This window comes from Streptomyces sp. NEAU-W12 (assembly GCF_026242095.1).
In the GTDB taxonomy this organism is placed as follows: Bacteria; Actinomycetota; Actinomycetes; order Streptomycetales; family Streptomycetaceae; genus Streptomyces.
Genome location: NZ_JAPJDM010000016.1, coordinates 81,066 through 98,639 on the forward strand (window position 1 = coordinate 81,066; position 17,574 = coordinate 98,639).

Below are 17,574 nucleotides of genomic sequence, written 5' to 3' on the forward strand. Positions count from 1 at the left end.
AGCATGGAGGAGCACCGTTGAGCAGGTTGCGCTGGCTGACCGCGGGGGAGTCCCACGGTCCCGCACTCGTCGCGACGCTGGAGGGCCTTCCCGCCGGCGTCCCGATCACCACGGACATGGTGGCGGACCATCTCGCGAGGCGGCGGCTGGGCTACGGTCGCGGTGCCCGGATGAAGTTCGAGCGGGACGAGGTCACCTTCCTCGGCGGCGTCCGGCACGGCCTCACCCTCGGCTCCCCGGTCGCGGTCATGGTGGGCAACACCGAGTGGCCTAAGTGGGACCAGGTCATGGCGGCCGACCCGGTCGACCCCGAGGTGCTGGCCGGCCTCGCCCGCAACGCCCCGCTGACCCGCCCGCGCCCCGGCCACGCCGACCTCGCCGGCATGCAGAAGTACGGCTTCGACGAGGCCCGCCCGGTGCTGGAACGGGCCTCCGCGCGGGAGACCGCGGCCCGGGTGGCGCTGGGCGCCGTGGCCCGCTCGTACCTGAAGGAGACGGCCGGCGTCGAGATCGTCTCCCACGTCGTGGAGCTCGCGGCCGCGAAGGCCCCCTACGGCGTGTACCCGGCCCCGGCCGACGTGGAGCGGCTGGACGAGGACCCGGTGCGCTGCCTGGACCCGGACGCCTCGAAGGCGATGGTCGCGGAGATCGACCAGGCCCACAAGGACGGCGACACCCTCGGCGGAGTCGTCGAGGTGCTGGCGTACGGCGTACCGGTCGGGCTCGGTTCGCACGTGCACTGGGACCGGCGGCTCGACGCCCGGCTGGCCGCCGCCCTCATGGGCATCCAGGCGATCAAGGGCGTGGAGGTCGGCGACGGCTTCGACCTGGCGCGGGTGCCCGGCTCGAAGGCGCACGACGAGATCGTCGCCACCGACGAGGGCCTCAGGCGCGCCTCGGGCCGCTCCGGTGGCACCGAGGGCGGCCTGAGCACCGGTGAGCTGCTGCGGGTGCGGGCCGCGATGAAGCCGATCGCGACCGTGCCGCGGGCGCTGAGGACCGTGGACGTCGTCACCGGCGAGGAGACCGCCGCCCACCACCAGCGCTCCGACGTGTGCGCCGTACCGGCGGCCGGGATCGTCGCCGAGGCCATGGTCGCCCTGGTCCTCGCGGACGCGGTCGCGGAGAAGTTCGGCGGTGACAGTGTCCCCGAGACCCGCCGCAACGTGACGTCCTACCTCGAGAACCTGGCCATCCGGTGACCCCGCTGATCGTGCTGGTCGGCCCGATGGGCGTCGGCAAGTCCACCGTCGGACACCTGCTTGCCGAGCGGCTGGGTGTCGGCTACCGGGACACCGACGACGACATCGTCGCCGCCGAGGGCCGCAGCATCGCCGAGATCTTCGTGGACGAGGGCGAGAGCGCCTTCCGCGTGCTCGAGAAGCAGGCGGTGCGCGCCGCGCTCGCCGAGCACGAGGGTGTCCTGGCCCTGGGCGGCGGCGCCGTCCTCGACGTCGACACGCGCGCGCTGCTCGCCGGGCAGCGGGTCGTCTACCTGTCGATGGACGTCGAGGAGGCGGTCAGGCGCACCGGCCTGGGCGCCGCCCGGCCGCTGCTCGCCGTCAACCCGCGCAAGCAGTGGCGCGAGCTGATGGAGGCCCGGCGCCACCTGTACGAGGAGGTGGCCACGGCCGTCGTGGCCACGGATGGCCGCACGCCCGAGGAGGTCACCGCCTCCACCCTGGACGCACTGGAGTTGAAGCAGGCATGAGCAGCGAGGCAGTGACGCGGATCCACATCGGCGGTACCGCGGGCACCGACCCGTACGAGGTCCTGGTGGGCCGGCGGCTCCTGGGCGAGCTCGGCGGGCTGATCGGGACCGGCACCAAGCGGGTCGCGGTCGTCCACCCCGAGGCCCTGGCCGAGACCGGCGAGGCGCTCCGCGCCGATCTCGCCGAGCAGGGCTACGAGGCCGTCGCCATCCAGGTGCCCAACGCGGAGGAGGCCAAGACCGCGGAGGTCGCCGCCTACTGCTGGAAGGCACTCGGCCAGTCCGGGTTCACCCGGACCGACGTCATCGTCGGCGTGGGCGGCGGCGCCAGCACCGACCTGGCCGGGTTCGTGGCCGCCACCTGGCTGCGCGGGGTGCGCTGGATCGCGGTGCCGACCACCGTGCTGGCCATGGTCGACGCGGCCGTCGGGGGCAAGACCGGCATCAACACCGCCGAGGGCAAGAACCTGGTGGGCGCCTTCCACCCGCCCGCCGGGGTCCTGTGCGACCTCGCCGCCCTGGACTCCCTCCAGACCAACGACTACGTCTCCGGGCTGGCGGAGGTCATCAAGGCCGGCTTCATCGCCGATCCGGTCATCCTCGATCTCATCGAGGCCGACCCGCAGGCCGCACGCACCCCGGCGGGCCCGCACACCGCCGAGCTCATCGAGCGCTCGATCCGGGTCAAGGCCGACGTCGTCTCCTCCGATCTCAAGGAGGCGGGCCGCCGGGAGATCCTCAACTACGGTCACACGCTCGGCCACGCCATCGAGAAGAACGAGCGTTACAAGTGGCGCCACGGCGCGGCGGTGTCGGTGGGCATGCACTTCGCCGCCGAGCTCGGCCGGCTCGCCGGCCGGCTGGACGACGCCACCGCCGACCGGCACCGCGCCGTCCTCGAATCGGTCGGGCTGCCCCTGCGCTACCGCCACGACCAGTGGCCCAGGCTGCTGGAGAACATGAGGGTCGACAAGAAGTCCCGCGGCGACCTGCTGCGCTTCGTCGTCCTCGACGGCCTCGCCAGGCCCACCGTGCTGGAAGGCCCGGATCCGGCGGTGCTGCTCGCCGCGTACGGGGAAGTGGCGGAGTAACACCCGGGGGGCCTGCTCCTTCGGGCAGGCCCCCCGGCCCCGCCGGGCAGTCGGCGAACCGGCCCGGCGGTCGGGGCACTCAGGGCCGCCTTCGGCCGTTCACCGGACAACGGCAGGGGCGGTACTCGTTCGAACAGTCGCTCCGACGCTCTAGGCTGTCGGAGAGCGCGGGGGGATCCCCCTGCCGTCAGTGCTTGTCGCCTGCGGCGAGCGAACCGAGCCCAGCAGACCGAGACGGAGTGGCACCGGATGCAGCACGCAGGGGGTTCTCCGCTGCCGCCGCCCCACCGACCGGGGCACGGACCGGCCGACGGCTGGTCACCGGCCGCACACCATCCGGGACCGCGCCAGGGGTCCGTCCCGGTGCCCGCGCCGCCGCCGGCCCCCGGCTACCCCGCGCCCCCGCCCGGACCGACGCCGCAGCCCGCGGGCGTCCCGCATCCGCCGCCGGACACCACCGGGCATCTGCCGCTGCCGCCGGGCGGCCCCGTCGCCATGCCCAGCGTCCCGCAGGCCCCCGCGGCCCCCGACCCGGCCGGTACGACCCTCGCGGTCCTGCTCATAGGCCCCGCGGGCGCCGGGAAGACCAGCGTCGCCAAGTACTGGGCGGACCGCCGCCGGGTGCCGACCGCGCACATCAGCCTGGACGACGTACGCGAGTGGGTGCGGTCCGGTTTCGCCGACCCGCAGACCGGGTGGAACGACCACTCGGAGGCGCAGTACCGCCTGGCGCGCCGCACCTGCGGCTTCGCCGCGCGCAACTTCCTCGCCAACGGGATCTCCTGCATCCTCGACGACGCGGTCTTCCCCGACCGCCCGGTCGTCGGCCTCGGTGGCTGGAAACGACACGTGGGGCCGGGCCTGCTGCCGGTCGTGCTGCTGCCCGGTCTGGACATCGTCCTGGAGCGCAACGCCGAACGGTCCGGCAACCGCCGCCTCGGCGACGAGGAGGTGGCCCGCATCCACGGCCGCATGGCCGGCTGGTACGGCTCGGGTCTCCCGATCATCGACAACTCCCAGCTCGGCATACCGGAAACGGCCGCCGTCCTGGACGACGTCCTCGCCAGGTCCATCGCCAGCCCGCCGTCCTGGTGAGCCACCGGCGGCGACCGCCTCGGCGCGACAGCCCTGCCGCCCAGCCGCCCCGCACCGGGCAGCCCAGCCGTGCGACCGGCCGGCGTGCCGCCCCCGCTTTCGCCGGACACGGCAGCAGCGGCCCCGGCGGGCCACGAGCGCCGATACCGCACACGGGGCCGACGGCCCGCCCCGGATCTGCCCGGGACACCGCCGCGCGGAGCCGTACACTGCCGCCCACTCGGACCTCTCGAACGGCGGTTTTCGGCCACCGCTCATAGGCTCGTGACATGTCTGAGGTGTACGCGCTCCGCCGGAGGCGGCTGAGGGAATGCTGCAACGCGGGAGGCAGCGCGGCGGCGCTGGTCACCCGGCCCGCCAATGTGCGCTATCTCGCGGGCGCCGCCCCCGAAGGCGCCGTGCTGCTGCTGGGCCCCGCCGAGGACCTCCTGCTGTGCGCCGGGCCGCCCGACGACCGTTTCCCGCCGACCCGGCCCGACGAGGCGCTGCGGGTGCACGTCGTGCCCGACTCCGGGGGCGATCCCGCCGTCGCGGCCGCCGGGTTCGCCGCCACCGGAGGCGCCGACTCCCTCGCCGTCGAGGAGCACCACCTCACCGTGATCCGGCACCGAGCCCTCCGTTCGGCCGCCCCCGGACTGCGCCTGGCAGGCGTCGGCAGCGCCGTCGAACAGCTCCGGGTGGTCAAGGACGAGGAGGAGATCTCCTGTCTGCGCATCAGCGCGGAGATCGCCGACCAGGCCCTCGGAGAGCTGCTGGAGTCCATCCTCGTCGGCCGCACCGAACGCCATCTCGCACTGGAACTGGAGCGCCGCCTGGTCGACCACGGCGCCGACGGTCCCGCCTTCGCCACCTCCGTCGCCACCGGCCCGAACGCCGGGCGGCCCGGTCACCGGCCCACCGACCGGCGGGTGGAGGAGGGCGACTTCCTCTCCGTCTGTCTCGGCGCCACCTACCGCGGGTACCGTTGCGAGATCGGCCGCACGTTCGTCATCGGCACCGCTCCCGCGGACTGGCAGATCGAGCTGTACGACCTCGTCTTCACCGCTCAGCGGGCCGGCCGGGAGTCCCTCGTGCCCGGCACCGCCTGCCGTGACGTGGACCACGCGGCCCGCCAGGTACTGGACAGCGCGGGGTACGCTGCGGCCCTTCCGGCGCTCACCGGACACGGGGTCGGACTCGAAATCGACGAGGACCCTCAATTGTCCCCCGGAGCCATGGGTAAACTGGACGCTTGTGTGCCGGTCACCGTCGAACCGGGGGTCCACCTCCCGGGCCGGGGCGGCGTCCGGATCGATGACACGCTCGTCGTACGCCCCGAGGCGGACGGCGGACCCGAGCTACTCACCATCACGACCAAGGAACTGCTGGCGCTCTAGCTTCGCGCCGAGTGCCGGCCCCGAGTCGTCTCACGTCAGTCCAGGAGATTGCGCAACGTGGCTTCCACGAACGACCTCAAGAACGGCATGGTGCTCAAGCTCGACGGTGGCCAGCTCTGGTCCGTCGTCGAGTTCCAGCACGTCAAGCCCGGCAAGGGCCCGGCTTTCGTGCGCACCAAGCTCAAGAACGTGCTCTCCGGCAAGACCGTCGACAAGACCTTCAACGCCGGTGTGAAGGTCGAAACGGCCACCGTCGACAAGCGGGACATGCAGTTCTCCTACATGGACGGCGACTACTTCGTCTTCATGGACATGGAGACCTACGACCAGCTGCACGTCGACCGCAAGGCCGTCGGCGACGCCGCCAACTTCCTCATCGAGGGTTTCGAGGCCACCGTCGCGCAGCACGAGGGCGAGGTGCTCTTCGTCGAGCTTCCGGCCGCCGTCGAGCTGACCATCGCCGAGACCGAGCCGGGCGTCCAGGGCGACCGCTCCACCGGCGGCACCAAGCCGGCCACCCTGGAGACCGGGCACCAGATCCAGGTCCCGCTCTTCATCACCACCGGTGAGAAGATCAAGGTCGACACCCGCACGAGCGACTACCTCGGCCGGGTGAACAGCTAACCGTGGCTGCCCGCAACACGGCCCGCAAGCGCGCCTTCCAGATCCTCTTCGAAGGCGACCAGCGCGGCGCCGACGTCCTGACGGTCCTCGCGGACTGGGTCCGGCACTCCCGGTCCGACACCCGGCAGCCGCCGGTGAGCGAGTACACGATGCAGCTGGTCGAGGGGTACGCGCAGCACGCGACGCGCATCGACGAGCTGATCGCCCAGTACTCGGTCGGCTGGACCCTGGACCGTATGCCGGTCGTCGACCGCAACATCCTGCGTCTCGGCGCCTACGAGCTGGTCTGGGTCGACGAGACCCCGGACGCCGTCGTGCTCGACGAGATGGTGCAGCTGGCGAAGGAGTTCTCCACGGACGAGTCGCCCTCGTTCGTCAACGGCCTCCTCGGCCGGTTCAAGGAGCTCAAGCCCTCGCTGCGCCGCGACGGGGCCTGAGCCGACGCCGGCGCGCAGGCCACGGGCCGGCACAGACACGCCGGAGGGCCCGCAGCACGACCGCTGCGGGCCCTCCGGCGTGTCCGGGTGTGCCCGGGCCCGTCCGGGCCCCCGGGCGTGGGCGGGGCCCCCCCGGGCGGCCGCCGGGGCCCGGCGGCCCGCCGCCGGACCACCGCCCCCGGGGGGCCCCGGCCTCTGCAGGTCGGGGCACCCCGGCGGTACGTTTCTGCTCGGGCGGTGGTGCGATCAGCCCTCGTCGTGCGAGGCGACCGCGCGGCGCGCGTCCGCGTCCAGCACACCCCAGCTGATCAGCTGCTCGGTGAGAACCGAGGGCGACTGGTCGTAGATCACGGCGAGCGTGCGCAGGTCGTCCTGGCGGATCGAGAGCACCTTGCCGTTGTAGTCGCCGCGCTGGGACTGGATCGTCGCCGCGTACCGCTGCAGCGGGCCGGCCTTCTCCGGCGGCACCGTGGCCAGCCGCTCCAGGTCGAGGACCAGCTTCGGCGGCGGCTCGGCGGCGCCGCCCGGCGTGGTGCCCGGAAGCAGTTCCTGCACCGGAACGCCGTAGAAGTCCGCCAGCTCGGCAAGACGCTGCACGGTCACTGCGCGGTCGCCGCGCTCGTACGAACCGACCACGACCGCCTTCCAGCGGCCCTGGGACTTCTCCTCGACACCGTGGAGGGAAAGGCCCTGCTGGGTGCGGATCGCGCGGAGCTTGGCCCCGAGCTGTTTGGCGTATTCGCTGGACATATAGCTCCCCGGCACTGTGTCGACGCGGCCGGCATGGTTTCCGGCCCGCGCGGCTGGTAACTCACTGTGAGGTTACGCAGAGTTACTCTCGCCCGTCAAGCCGAACGGTCCACACCGACTCTTCCGGGACCGGCCGGAACCGTTGAGCCGAAGGGCTGACCGTCGTCGGCGGGAGGGGGTACCGGGGGTGTCGCTCCCCGGCCTGGTAGCGTGGCCGCTGTACATCCGACGTCCTTTAAGGTCCGTCCCGTGAGGCGGAGAAGGAGGTCCGTTCACATGGACACGCACTCCGATGCGCGGCCCGTTCTCGAGGGCCCCGACATCGCGCGGGTACTGACCCGCATCGCCCACGAGATCGTCGAGCGCGCCAAGGGCGCCGACGACGTGGTGCTCCTCGGCATTCCGACCCGGGGGGTCTTCCTCGCCCAGCGGCTCGCCGCCAAGCTCGAGCAGGTCACCGAGCGCAAGGTCCCGGTCGGCTCGCTCGACATCACCATGTACCGCGACGACCTGCGCATGCACCCCCCGCGCGCGCTGGCCCGCACCGAGATCCCCGGCGACGGCCTCGACGGCCGCCTGGTCGTCCTGGTCGACGACGTGCTCTTCTCCGGGCGCACCATCCGCGCGGCCCTCGACGCGCTGAACGACATCGGGCGCCCGCGCGCGGTGCAGCTCGCCGTCCTCGTCGACCGCGGCCACCGCGAACTGCCCATCCGCGCCGACTACGTCGGCAAGAACCTCCCCACGTCGTTGCGGGAGACGGTCAAGGTCCTGCTCGCCGAGGAGGACGGTCGCGACACCGTGCTGCTCGGTGCCAAGCAGCCCTCCCCGTAGCGATCCGGGCGCGCTCCACCCGCGCGCGCCGGCCCGGGGCGCCGCCCTGCGCCCGGCTGCCCGGATTGTCCCGTTCTTCCGATTGAACTGCCCTACGGAGCCTGACAGATGCAGCGTCATCTCATCTCGGCCGCCGACCTCACCCGCGACGACGCCGTCCTGATCCTCGACACCGCCGAGGAGATGGCCCGGGTCGCCGACCGGCCGATCAAGAAACTTCCGACCCTGCGCGGCCGGACCGTCGTCAACCTCTTCTTCGAGGACTCCACCCGGACCAGGATCTCCTTCGAGGCCGCCGAGAAGCGGCTGTCCGCGGACGTCATCAACTTCACCGCCAAGGGCTCCAGCGTCTCCAAGGGCGAGTCCCTCAAGGACACCGCCCAGACCCTGGAGGCCATGGGCGTCGACGCCGTCGTCATCCGGCACGGCGCCTCCGGGGCCCCGTACCGGCTGGCCACCTCCGGCTGGATCGACGCGCACGTCATCAACGCCGGCGACGGCACCCACCAGCACCCCACCCAGGCCCTGCTCGACGCCTTCACCATGCGGCGCCGGCTCGTCGGCCGGGACGCCGGGATCGGCCAGGACCTCTCCGGACGGCGCGTCACGCTCGTCGGCGACGTCCTGCACAGCCGGGTCGCCCGCTCCAACGTCGACCTGCTGCACACCCTCGGCGCGGAGGTCACCCTCGTCGCCCCGCCGACCCTGCTGCCGGTCGGCGTCGAGGCCTGGCCCTGCGAGGTCTCCTACGACCTCGACCGCACCCTGCCCAAGTCCGACGCCGTGATGATGCTGCGGGTGCAGCGCGAGCGGATGAAGGCCGCGTTCTTCCCGACCGAACGCGAGTACTCACGGCGCTACGGCCTCGACGGCGAACGCATGCGGAGGACGCCCGAGCACGCGATCGTGATGCACCCCGGCCCCATGGTCCGCGGCATGGAGATCACCGCCGAGGTGGCCGACTCCGAGCGCTGCACCGTCGTCGAGCAGGTCACCAACGGGGTCTCCATCCGGATGGCCGTCCTGTACCTGCTGCTCGGGGGCAACGAACCCGCCGTCACACCCGCCCGCACCACGGAGGAGAAGTAACACGATGAGCAAGACCCTGATCCGCGGTGCGAAGGTGCTCGGCGGCGACCCGCAGGACGTGCTGATCGACGGCGGGACCGTCGCGGCCGTCGGCACCGGGCTGAGCGCCGAGGGCACCGGCCCGGCCGGAGACGCACAGGAGGTGACCGTCGTCGAGGCCCACGGCAAGGTGCTGCTGCCCGGCCTGGTCGACCTGCACACCCATCTGCGCGAGCCCGGCCGCGAGGACTCCGAGACCGTGCTGACCGGCACCCGCGCGGCGGCGAGCGGGGGCTACACCGCCGTGTTCGCCATGGCCAACACCTTCCCCGTCGCCGACACCGCCGGCGTCGTCGAGCAGGTCTGGCGGCTCGGCAAGGAGCACGGCTACTGCGACGTACGCCCCGTCGGCGCCGTCACCGTCGGCCTGGAGGGCAGCACGCTCGCCGAACTGGGCGCCATGCACGAGTCCGCAGCCGGCGTCACCGTCTTCTCCGACGACGGCAAGTGCGTCCACGACGCCGTGATCATGCGGCGCGCCCTGGAGTACGTGAAGGCCTTCGACGGGGTCGTCGCCCAGCACGCCCAGGAGCCCCGGCTGACCGAGGGCGCCCAGATGAACGAGGGCGTCGTCTCGGCCGAGCTGGGGCTGGGCGGCTGGCCGGCCGTCGCCGAGGAGTCGATCATCGCCCGGGACGTGCTGCTCGCCGAGCACGTCGGCTCCCGCGTCCACATCTGCCACCTGTCGACCGCGGGCAGCGTCGAGATCGTCCGCTGGGCCAAGTCCCGCGGTATCGACGTCACCGCCGAGGTCACCCCGCACCACCTGCTCCTCACCGACGAGCTGGTGCGTTCCTACAACCCGGTCTACAAGGTCAACCCGCCGCTGCGCACCGAGCGGGACGTCCACGCGCTGCGCGGGGCGCTCGCCGACGGCACGATCGACATCGTCGCCACCGACCACGCCCCGCACCCGCACGAGGACAAGGACTGCGAGTGGGCCGCCGCGGCCATGGGCATGGTCGGCCTGGAGACGGCGCTGTCGGTGGTCCAGGAGACCATGGTGGACACGGGGCTGCTGGACTGGGCCGGGGTCGCGGACCGGATGTCCTTCGCTCCCGCGCGCATCGGACGGGCCGAGGGCCACGGCCGGCCCGTCTCGGCAGGTGAGCCCGCCAACCTCACGCTCGTCGACACGGCATACCGTGGTTCCGTGGACCCCGCGGGCTTCGCCTCGCGCAGCCGCAACACCCCCTACGAGGGCCGTGAGCTGCCGGGCCGTGTCACGCACACCTGGCTCCGGGGCACGGCCACGCTCATCGACGGGAAGCTCACGTGACACCTGTAATCCTGCTGGCCGCCGAGAAGGAATCGGCGGAAGTGACCGACTGGGCCGCCCGGATCGGCTGGGTGGTCGGACTCGCCCTCTTCGTCGCGCTCGTCTACTGGCTGATGCGCGAGGGCTGGAAGTGGCGCGGCACCCTCCAGGGCGACCTGCCCGAACTGCCCACGGCCCCGGACGCTCCCGGCCGGGCGAGACTCAGCGCGAGCGGCCGCTACCACGGCTCCACCACCGCCGGTCAGTGGCTCGACCGCATCGTGGCGCACGGCCTGGGCACCCGTAGCCGCGCGGAGGTCACCCTCACCGACGCGGGCCTGGACGCCGTACGCCCCGGAGCCGGCGACTTCTTCGTGCCGGCCGACGCGCTGCGCGGGGCCCGGCTCGACAAGGGCATCGCCGGCAAGGTGCTCACCGAGGGCGGACTGCTGGTCGTCACCTGGGCGCACGGCGAGCGGCTGATCGACTCCGGCTTCCGCTTCGACCGGGCGGCCGAGCACACCGAGTGGGTCGAGGCCATCAACTCCATGAGCAAGACGGACGTCACAGACGTCATGACGGAAGGCGCCGAACGATGACAACCTCCACCCGGGGAACCGCCTCTCGCGAGAAGGTGCTTCCCGCCGTACTCGTCCTGGAGGACGGCCGGATCTTCCGCGGCCGCGCCTACGGGGCAGTGGGGGAGACCTTCGGCGAAGCGGTGTTCTCCACCGGCATGACCGGCTACCAGGAGACCCTCACCGACCCGTCCTACCACCGCCAGGTCGTGGTCATGACCGCCCCGCACGTCGGCAACACCGGCGTCAACGACGAGGACCCCGAGTCCCGGCGGATCTGGGTCGCCGGCTACGTCGTGCGCGACCCCGCGCGCGTGCCGTCCAACTGGCGCTCCCGCCGCTCCCTGGACGAGGAACTCGCCGCCCAGGGGGTCGTCGGCATCAGCGGCATCGACACCCGCGCCCTCACCCGGCACCTGCGCGAGCGGGGCGCCATGCGCGTCGGCATCTTCAGCGGCGACGCCGTACGCGACGACGCCGCACTGCTGGCCGAGGTCCGGGAAACGCCCGGGATGAAGGGCGCCGACCTCGCCGCCGAGGTCGCCACCACCGAGCCGTACGTCGTCCCCGCCGTCGGCGAGAAACGGTTCACCGTCGCCGCCGTCGACCTCGGTATCAAGGGCATGACCCCGCACCGGATGGCCGAGCGCGGCATCGAGGTGCACGTCCTGCCCGCCACCGCGACCGCCGACGACGTCCACGCCCTCAACCCCGACGGCGTGTTCTTCTCCAACGGACCCGGTGATCCCGCCACCGCCGACCACCCCGTCTCCGTGATGCGGTCCGTCCTGGAGCGCGGCACCCCGCTGTTCGGGATCTGCTTCGGCAACCAGATCCTCGGCCGCGCCCTCGGCTTCGGCACCTACAAGCTGAAGTACGGCCACCGCGGCATCAACCAGCCCGTCCAGGACCGCACCACGGGCAAGGTCGAGGTCACCGCGCACAACCACGGCTTCGCCGTCGACGCCCCCCTCGACAAGGTCTCCGACACCCCGTTCGGTCGTGCCGAGGTGTCCCACGTCTGCCTCAACGACAACGTGGTGGAAGGGCTCCGGCTGCTCGACCGGCCGGCCTTCAGCGTCCAGTACCACCCGGAAGCGGCAGCGGGCCCGCACGACGCCGCCTACCTGTTCGACCGCTTCGTTTCCCTGATGGAGGGCCAGCGTGCCTAAGCGCACCGATATCCAGTCCGTCCTGGTCATCGGCTCCGGCCCGATCGTCATCGGCCAGGCCGCCGAGTTCGACTACTCCGGCACCCAGGCGTGCCGGGTGCTGAAGGCCGAGGGCCTGCGGGTCGTCCTGGTCAACTCCAACCCGGCGACGATCATGACCGATCCGGAGATCGCCGACGCCACCTACGTCGAACCGATCACCCCCGAGTTCGTCGAGAAGATCATCGCCAAGGAGCGGCCGGACGCCCTGCTGCCCACCCTGGGCGGTCAGACGGCCCTGAACACCGCGATCTCGCTGACCGAGAACGGGGTCCTGGACAAGTACGGCGTCGAGCTGATCGGCGCCAACGTGGAGGCCATCAACAAGGGCGAGGACCGCGAGCTGTTCAAGGAGGTCGTGGAGGCCGTCCACGGGAAGATCGGACACGGCGAGTCCGCCCGTTCGGTCATCTGCCACACCATGGACGAGGTCCTGGCCGGCGTCGACGAGCTCGGCGGCTACCCGGTCGTGGTCCGCCCCTCCTTCACCATGGGCGGCGCCGGCTCCGGCTTCGCCCACGACGAGGACGAGCTGCGCCGCATCGCCGGACAGGGGCTCACCCTCTCGCCGACCACCGAGGTGCTCCTCGAGGAGTCCATCCTCGGCTGGAAGGAGTACGAGCTGGAGCTGATGCGCGACAAGCACGACAACGTCGTGGTCGTCTGCTCCATCGAGAACTTCGACCCCATGGGCGTGCACACCGGCGACTCCATCACCGTCGCCCCCGCGATGACCCTGACCGACCGCGAGTACCAGATCCTGCGGGACATCGGCATCGCCGTCATCCGCGAGGTCGGCGTGGACACCGGCGGCTGCAACATCCAGTTCGCGGTGAACCCGGAGGACGGCCGGGTGATCGTCATCGAGATGAACCCGCGCGTGTCACGGTCCTCGGCGCTGGCCTCCAAGGCGACCGGTTTCCCCATTGCCAAGATCGCCGCCAAGCTCGCCGTCGGCTACACCCTCGACGAGATCCCCAACGACATCACGAAGGAGACCCCGGCCTCCTTCGAGCCGACCCTCGACTACGTGGTCGTCAAGGCGCCGCGGTTCGCCTTCGAGAAGTTCCCGAGCGCCGACTCCACCCTCACCACCACGATGAAGTCGGTCGGCGAGGCCATGGCCATCGGCCGCAACTTCACCGAGGCGTTCCAGAAGGCGCTGCGCTCGCTGGAGAAGAAGGGCAGCCAGTTCACCTTCGTCGGCGAGCCCGGCGACAAGGCCGAGCTGCTGGGCGAGTCCGTCCGCCCGACCGACGGCCGCATCAACACCGTCATGCAGGCCATCCGCGCGGGCGCCACCCCCGAGGAGGTCTTCGACGCCACGAAGATCGACCCCTGGTTCGTCGACCAGCTCTTCCTCATCAAGGAGATCGCCGACGAGCTGTCCGAGGCGTCCGAGCTGACCACCGAACTGCTCGCCGAGGCCAAGCGGCACGGCTTCTCCGACCAGCAGGTCGCGGAGATCCGCGGCCTGCGCGAGGACGTCGTCCGCGAGGTCCGGCACGCCCTCGGCGTCCGCCCGGTCTACAAGACCGTCGACACCTGCGCCGCCGAGTTCGCCGCGAACACGCCGTACTTCTACTCCTCCTACGACGAGGAGACCGAGGTCGCCCCGCGCGAGAAGCCCGCGGTGATCATCCTGGGATCCGGCCCGAACCGCATCGGCCAGGGCATCGAGTTCGACTACTCCTGCGTCCACGCCTCCTTCGCGCTGAGCACCGCGCCCAGTCCTCCTGGCGGCTACGAGACCGTGATGGTCAACTGCAACCCGGAGACCGTCTCCACCGACTACGACACCTCCGACCGGCTGTACTTCGAGCCGCTCACCCTGGAGGACGTCCTGGAGATCGTCCACGCGGAGCAGCAGGCAGGACCGGTCGCGGGCGTGATCGTCCAGCTCGGCGGCCAGACCCCGCTGGGCCTGGCCCAGGCCCTCAAGGACAACGGCGTACCGGTCGTCGGCACGCCCCCGGAGGCCATCCACGCGGCCGAGGACCGGGGCGCCTTCGGCCAGGTCCTCAAGGAGGCCGGCCTGCCGGCCCCCAAGCACGGCACCGCCACCACCTTCACCGAGGCCAGGGCCATCGCCGACGAGATCGGCTACCCGGTCCTCGTCCGTCCGTCCTACGTGCTCGGCGGCCGCGGCATGGAGATCGTCTACGACGAGACCCGCCTCGCGTCCTACATCGCCGAGTCGACCGAGATCAGCCCCTCCCGGCCGGTGCTGGTCGACCGTTTCCTCGACGACGCCATCGAGATCGACGTCGACGCACTCTACGACGGCGAGGAGCTCTACCTGGGCGGCGTCATGGAGCACATCGAGGAGGCCGGCATCCACTCCGGTGACTCGGCGTGCGCCCTGCCCCCGATCACCCTGGGCGGCTTCGACATCAAGCGGCTGCGCGCCTCCACGGAGGCCATCGCGCGCGGCGTCGGGGTGCGCGGCCTGATCAACATCCAGTTCGCGCTGTCCGGCGACATCCTCTACGTCCTGGAGGCCAACCCGCGCGCCTCGCGCACCGTCCCCTTCACCTCGAAGGCGACCGCGGTGCCGCTGGCCAAGGCGGCCGCACGGATCTCGCTCGGCGCGACCGTCGCCGGGCTCCGCGCGGAGGGCCTGCTCCCGGCCCGGGGCGACGGCGGCGACATCCCGCTCGACGCGCCGATCTCCGTCAAGGAGGCCGTGCTGCCCTGGTCGCGCTTCCGCGACATCCACGGCCGCGGCGTCGACACGGTCCTCGGCCCGGAGATGCGCTCCACCGGCGAGGTCATGGGCATCGACTCCGTCTTCGGCACCGCGTACGCCAAGTCGCAGGCGGGCGCCTACGGGCCGCTGCCCACCAAGGGCCGCGCCTTCATCTCCGTCGCCAACCGCGACAAGCGCTCGATGATCTTCCCCGCGCGCGAGCTCGTCGCCCACGGCTTCGAACTGTTCGCCACCTCCGGCACCGCCGAGGTCCTCAGGCGCAACGGCATCAACGCCACCGTGGTGCGCAAGCAGTCCGAGGGCACCGGACCGAACGGCGAGAAGACCATCGTCCAGCTGATCCACGACGGTGAGGTCGACCTCATCGTCAACACGCCGTACGGCACCGGCGGCCGGCTCGACGGCTACGACATCCGTACGGCCGCCGTGGCGCGCTCCGTGCCGTGCCTGACGACGGTCCAGGCGCTCGCCGCCGCGGTCCAGGGCATCGACGCCCTCAACCGCGGCGAGGTCGGCGTCCGCTCGCTCCAGGAACACGCGGAGCACCTGACAGCGGCCCGCGACTGACGGCCCCGAGGGGGACACCGGAAACGGTGTCCCCCTCTTCATGAGGCCCTTCAGGTTCGTCAGGTTCTTCACGAGACCTTTCACGAGGACACAGCCATGTACAAGTACTTCTTCCACCTGGTGTTCCAGCGGATGGATCCGGAGCGGGCCCACCACCTCGCCTTCCGCTGGATCCGTCTCGTCGCGCGCGTCCCCGGCCTGCGCACCCTCGCCGCCGCCGCGCTCGCGCCCCGCCACCGGGAACTGCGCACCGAGGCCCTCGGGCTGCGCCTGCACAGTCCCTTCGGTCTCGCCGCCGGCTTCGACAAGAACGCCGTCGGCGTCGACGGCATGGCGATGCTCGGCTTCGACCACGTCGAGATCGGCACGGTGACCGGCGAGCCGCAGCCCGGCAACCCGAAGAAGCGGCTGTTCCGCCTGGTGGCGGACCGCGCGCTGATCAACCGCATGGGCTTCAACAACGAGGGATCGCTGGCCGTGGCGGCCCGCCTGGCCTCCCGCACGCCCGTCTTCAGGACGGTCGTCGGCGTCAACATCGGCAAGACCAAGGCCGTGCCCGAGGCCGAGGCCGTCGCCGACTACGTGAAGTCCGCCGAGCGGCTGGCGCCGTACGCCGACTACCTGGTCGTCAACGTCTCCTCGCCGAACACCCCCGGCCTGCGGGACCTCCAGGCCGTCGACCATCTGCGCCCGCTGCTCACCGCCGTCCGCGAGGCCGCCGACCGCGCCGTGCCCGCCCGCCGGGTGCCGCTGCTGGTGAAGATCGCCCCGGACCTCGCCGACGAGGACGTCGACGCGGTCGCCGACCTGGCCGTGGAGCTCGGTCTGGACGGGATCATCGCCACGAACACCACCGTCGCGCGCGCGGGGCTCGGCCTGCGGTCCGGCCCCGCCGCCGTACAGGAGACCGGCGGCCTGTCCGGCGCCCCCCTGAAGGCACGCTCCCTCGAGGTGCTGCGCCGCCTGTACGCGCGTGTGGGGGACCGGATCACCCTGGTCGGCGTCGGCGGTGTCGAGAACGCCGAGGACGCCTGGCAGCGCATCCTGGCCGGCGCCACGCTGGTCCAGGGGTACAGCGCCCTCGTCTACGAGGGGCCCTTCTGGGCCCGCACTCTCCACAAGGGGCTCGCCGCGCGCCTGCGCGCCAGCCCGTACGCCACGCTCGCCGACGCGGTGGGCGCCGACGTGAGGACAACGGCATGAGCGGACGACCGGTCCCCTTCGGCACGCGGCTGCGGCGGGCCATGGACACGCGCGGCCCGCTGTGCGTCGGCATCGACCCGCACGCCTCCCTGCTCGCCGAGTGGGGCCTGAACGACGACGTGGCCGGCCTGGAGCGGTTCAGCCGCACGGTCGTCGAGGCGGTCGCGGACCGGGTCGCCGTCCTCAAGCCGCAGAGCGCGTTCTTCGAGCGTTTCGGCTCGCGCGGCGTCGCGGTGCTGGAGACGACGGTCGCTCAGGCGCGGGCGGCCGGCGCGCTGGTCGTCATGGACGCCAAGCGCGGCGACATCGGCTCCACCATGGCCGCCTACGCCGAGTCCTTCCTGCATCCGGACTCCCCGCTGTTCTCGGACGCGCTGACCGTCTCCCCGTACCTCGGCTACGGCTCGCTGAGTCCGGCGGTGGCGCTGGCCCGTGAGAGCGGCACGGGACTGTTCGTCCTGGCGCTGACCTCCAACCCGGAGGGCGGCGAGGTGCAGCACGCGGTACGGGCCGACGGGCGCAGCGTGGGCGCGACCGTGCTCGGGCACCTGGCCGCCGAGAACGCGGGGGAGAGCCCTCTAGGGTCCTTCGGCGCGGTCGTCGGCGCGACGCTCGGCGACCTGTCCTCGTACGACCTGGACATCAACGGTCCGCTGCTCGCGCCCGGCATCGGCGCGCAAGGGGCCACGGCGGCGGACCTCCCGGCGGTCTTCGGCGCGGTGGTGCGCAACGTCGTGCCGAACGTCAGCCGGGGAGTGTTGCGCCACGGTGCCGACGTGGTCGCGCTGCGTGACGCGACGGAGCGGTTCGCGGAGGAGATCGGGACGGCCTTGGCGACGGTCTGAGCCTCCGACGAGGGACGCAGAAGACCGCCGGGATCCGCGTACGAAAAGAAAACAGGGTCGTTATGCCCGTAAATGTCTGCCATCCTGGAGGCTGACCAGGACTTTTCCGCTGTTCTCGCTGACTCCGGCGGAGTTGGCCGCTAGTCTCCGACGGAG

16 protein-coding genes are annotated in these 17,574 nt (G+C 72.0%); 15 read left to right on the forward strand and 1 reads right to left on the reverse strand.

Features of this window, described 5'->3' with window-relative positions:
• The first annotated feature begins 17 nt into the window (after nt 1-17).
• The 7 genes from aroC (at nt 18) to nusB (ending at nt 6,334) form a co-directional block, all read left to right on the forward strand.
• A complete protein-coding gene (gene aroC / locus ORI94_RS21085; protein ID WP_266077964.1) occupies nt 18-1,202 on the forward strand; it encodes a chorismate synthase in 1,185 nt (394 codons plus the stop codon).
• A gap of 26 nt (nt 1,203-1,228) precedes the next feature.
• Nucleotides 1,229-1,711, forward strand: coding sequence for a shikimate kinase (locus tag ORI94_RS21090; RefSeq protein ID WP_266078184.1), 483 nt, complete (start codon nt 1,229-1,231; stop codon nt 1,709-1,711).
• Nucleotides 1,708-2,802, forward strand: coding sequence for a 3-dehydroquinate synthase (gene aroB / locus ORI94_RS21095; RefSeq protein WP_266077965.1), 1,095 nt, complete (start codon nt 1,708-1,710; stop codon nt 2,800-2,802). The genes ORI94_RS21090 and aroB overlap by 4 nt, the downstream gene beginning before the upstream one ends.
• A 249-nt stretch (nt 2,803-3,051) precedes the next feature.
• Nucleotides 3,052-3,897: a Pro-rich N-terminal domain-containing protein gene (locus tag ORI94_RS21100; RefSeq protein ID WP_266077967.1), complete on the forward strand. Its 846-nt coding sequence runs from the start codon at nt 3,052-3,054 to the stop codon at nt 3,895-3,897.
• A 269-nt stretch (nt 3,898-4,166) separates the two neighbouring features.
• Entirely contained in the window at nt 4,167-5,273 is a 1,107-nt protein-coding gene (locus ORI94_RS21105) for an aminopeptidase P family protein (RefSeq protein WP_266077969.1), read from the forward strand.
• Between the two features lie 57 nt (nt 5,274-5,330).
• Complete coding sequence (gene efp, locus ORI94_RS21110; protein ID WP_042174070.1) at nt 5,331-5,897, forward strand: elongation factor P; 567 nt, start codon at nt 5,331-5,333, stop codon at nt 5,895-5,897.
• A gap of 2 nt (nt 5,898-5,899) precedes the next feature.
• Nucleotides 5,900-6,334, forward strand: coding sequence for a transcription antitermination factor NusB (gene nusB / locus ORI94_RS21115; protein ID WP_266077972.1), 435 nt, complete (start codon nt 5,900-5,902; stop codon nt 6,332-6,334).
• Between the two features lie 246 nt (nt 6,335-6,580).
• Here nusB and bldD read toward each other — a convergent pair whose 3' ends face one another.
• On the reverse strand, nt 6,581-7,084 hold the full coding sequence (gene bldD, locus ORI94_RS21120; protein WP_042174065.1) for a transcriptional regulator BldD: 504 nt from the start codon (nt 7,082-7,084) through the stop codon (nt 6,581-6,583).
• Nucleotides 7,085-7,360: 276 nt separating this feature from the next.
• On the opposite strand from bldD, the gene pyrR reads away from it, so the two are divergent.
• The 8 genes from pyrR (at nt 7,361) to pyrF (ending at nt 17,418) form a co-directional block, all read left to right on the forward strand.
• The gene (gene pyrR / locus ORI94_RS21125; protein ID WP_266077976.1) at nt 7,361-7,918 is read left to right on the forward strand and encodes a bifunctional pyr operon transcriptional regulator/uracil phosphoribosyltransferase PyrR; all 558 of its coding nucleotides are present in this window, start codon (nt 7,361-7,363) and stop codon (nt 7,916-7,918) included.
• Between the two features lie 108 nt (nt 7,919-8,026).
• On the forward strand, nt 8,027-9,007 hold the full coding sequence (locus tag ORI94_RS21130) for an aspartate carbamoyltransferase catalytic subunit (protein ID WP_266077978.1): 981 nt from the start codon (nt 8,027-8,029) through the stop codon (nt 9,005-9,007).
• A 4-nt stretch (nt 9,008-9,011) separates the two neighbouring features.
• Nucleotides 9,012-10,325: a dihydroorotase gene (locus ORI94_RS21135; RefSeq protein ID WP_266077980.1), complete on the forward strand. Its 1,314-nt coding sequence runs from the start codon at nt 9,012-9,014 to the stop codon at nt 10,323-10,325.
• Complete coding sequence (locus tag ORI94_RS21140) at nt 10,322-10,903, forward strand: hypothetical protein (RefSeq protein ID WP_266077982.1); 582 nt, start codon at nt 10,322-10,324, stop codon at nt 10,901-10,903. Before ORI94_RS21135 ends, ORI94_RS21140 begins: the two co-directional genes overlap by 4 nt.
• Nucleotides 10,900-12,054, forward strand: a complete 1,155-nt coding sequence (gene carA, locus ORI94_RS21145; RefSeq protein WP_266077984.1) for a glutamine-hydrolyzing carbamoyl-phosphate synthase small subunit — start codon at nt 10,900-10,902, stop codon at nt 12,052-12,054. The genes ORI94_RS21140 and carA overlap by 4 nt, the downstream gene beginning before the upstream one ends.
• Nucleotides 12,047-15,370 carry a carbamoyl-phosphate synthase large subunit gene (gene carB / locus ORI94_RS21150; protein ID WP_266077987.1) on the forward strand — a complete coding sequence of 1,108 codons (3,324 nt, stop codon included), beginning with the start codon at nt 12,047-12,049 and terminating at the stop codon, nt 15,368-15,370. The genes carA and carB overlap by 8 nt, the downstream gene beginning before the upstream one ends.
• Nucleotides 15,371-15,466: 96 nt before the next feature.
• Nucleotides 15,467-16,573 (forward strand): quinone-dependent dihydroorotate dehydrogenase, encoded by a 1,107-nt coding sequence (locus ORI94_RS21155; RefSeq protein ID WP_266077990.1) that lies wholly within the window; start codon nt 15,467-15,469, stop codon nt 16,571-16,573.
• A complete protein-coding gene (gene pyrF, locus ORI94_RS21160; RefSeq protein ID WP_266077992.1) occupies nt 16,570-17,418 on the forward strand; it encodes an orotidine-5'-phosphate decarboxylase in 849 nt (282 codons plus the stop codon). Before ORI94_RS21155 ends, pyrF begins: the two co-directional genes overlap by 4 nt.
• Nucleotides 17,419-17,574: the final 156 nt, after the last annotated feature.

Bases quoted from the DNA above. Each gene is read 5' to 3' on its own strand.
- ORI94_RS21090 (WP_266078184.1), top strand. From the start codon at position 1,229: ATGGGCGTCGGCAAGTCCACCGTCGGACACCTGCTTGCCGAGCGGCTG.
- aroB (WP_266077965.1), top strand. From the start codon at position 1,708: ATGAGCAGCGAGGCAGTGACGCGGATCCACATCGGCGGTACCGCGGGC.
- ORI94_RS21100 (WP_266077967.1), top strand. From the start codon at position 3,052: ATGCAGCACGCAGGGGGTTCTCCGCTGCCGCCGCCCCACCGACCGGGG.
- ORI94_RS21105 (WP_266077969.1), top strand. From the start codon at position 4,167: ATGTCTGAGGTGTACGCGCTCCGCCGGAGGCGGCTGAGGGAATGCTGC.
- bldD (WP_042174065.1), bottom strand. From the start codon at position 7,084: ATGTCCAGCGAATACGCCAAACAGCTCGGGGCCAAGCTCCGCGCGATC.
- pyrR (WP_266077976.1), top strand. From the start codon at position 7,361: ATGGACACGCACTCCGATGCGCGGCCCGTTCTCGAGGGCCCCGACATC.
- ORI94_RS21130 (WP_266077978.1), top strand. From the start codon at position 8,027: ATGCAGCGTCATCTCATCTCGGCCGCCGACCTCACCCGCGACGACGCC.
- ORI94_RS21135 (WP_266077980.1), top strand. From the start codon at position 9,012: ATGAGCAAGACCCTGATCCGCGGTGCGAAGGTGCTCGGCGGCGACCCG.
- carA (WP_266077984.1), top strand. From the start codon at position 10,900: ATGACAACCTCCACCCGGGGAACCGCCTCTCGCGAGAAGGTGCTTCCC.
- ORI94_RS21155 (WP_266077990.1), top strand. From the start codon at position 15,467: ATGTACAAGTACTTCTTCCACCTGGTGTTCCAGCGGATGGATCCGGAG.
- pyrF (WP_266077992.1), top strand. From the start codon at position 16,570: ATGAGCGGACGACCGGTCCCCTTCGGCACGCGGCTGCGGCGGGCCATG.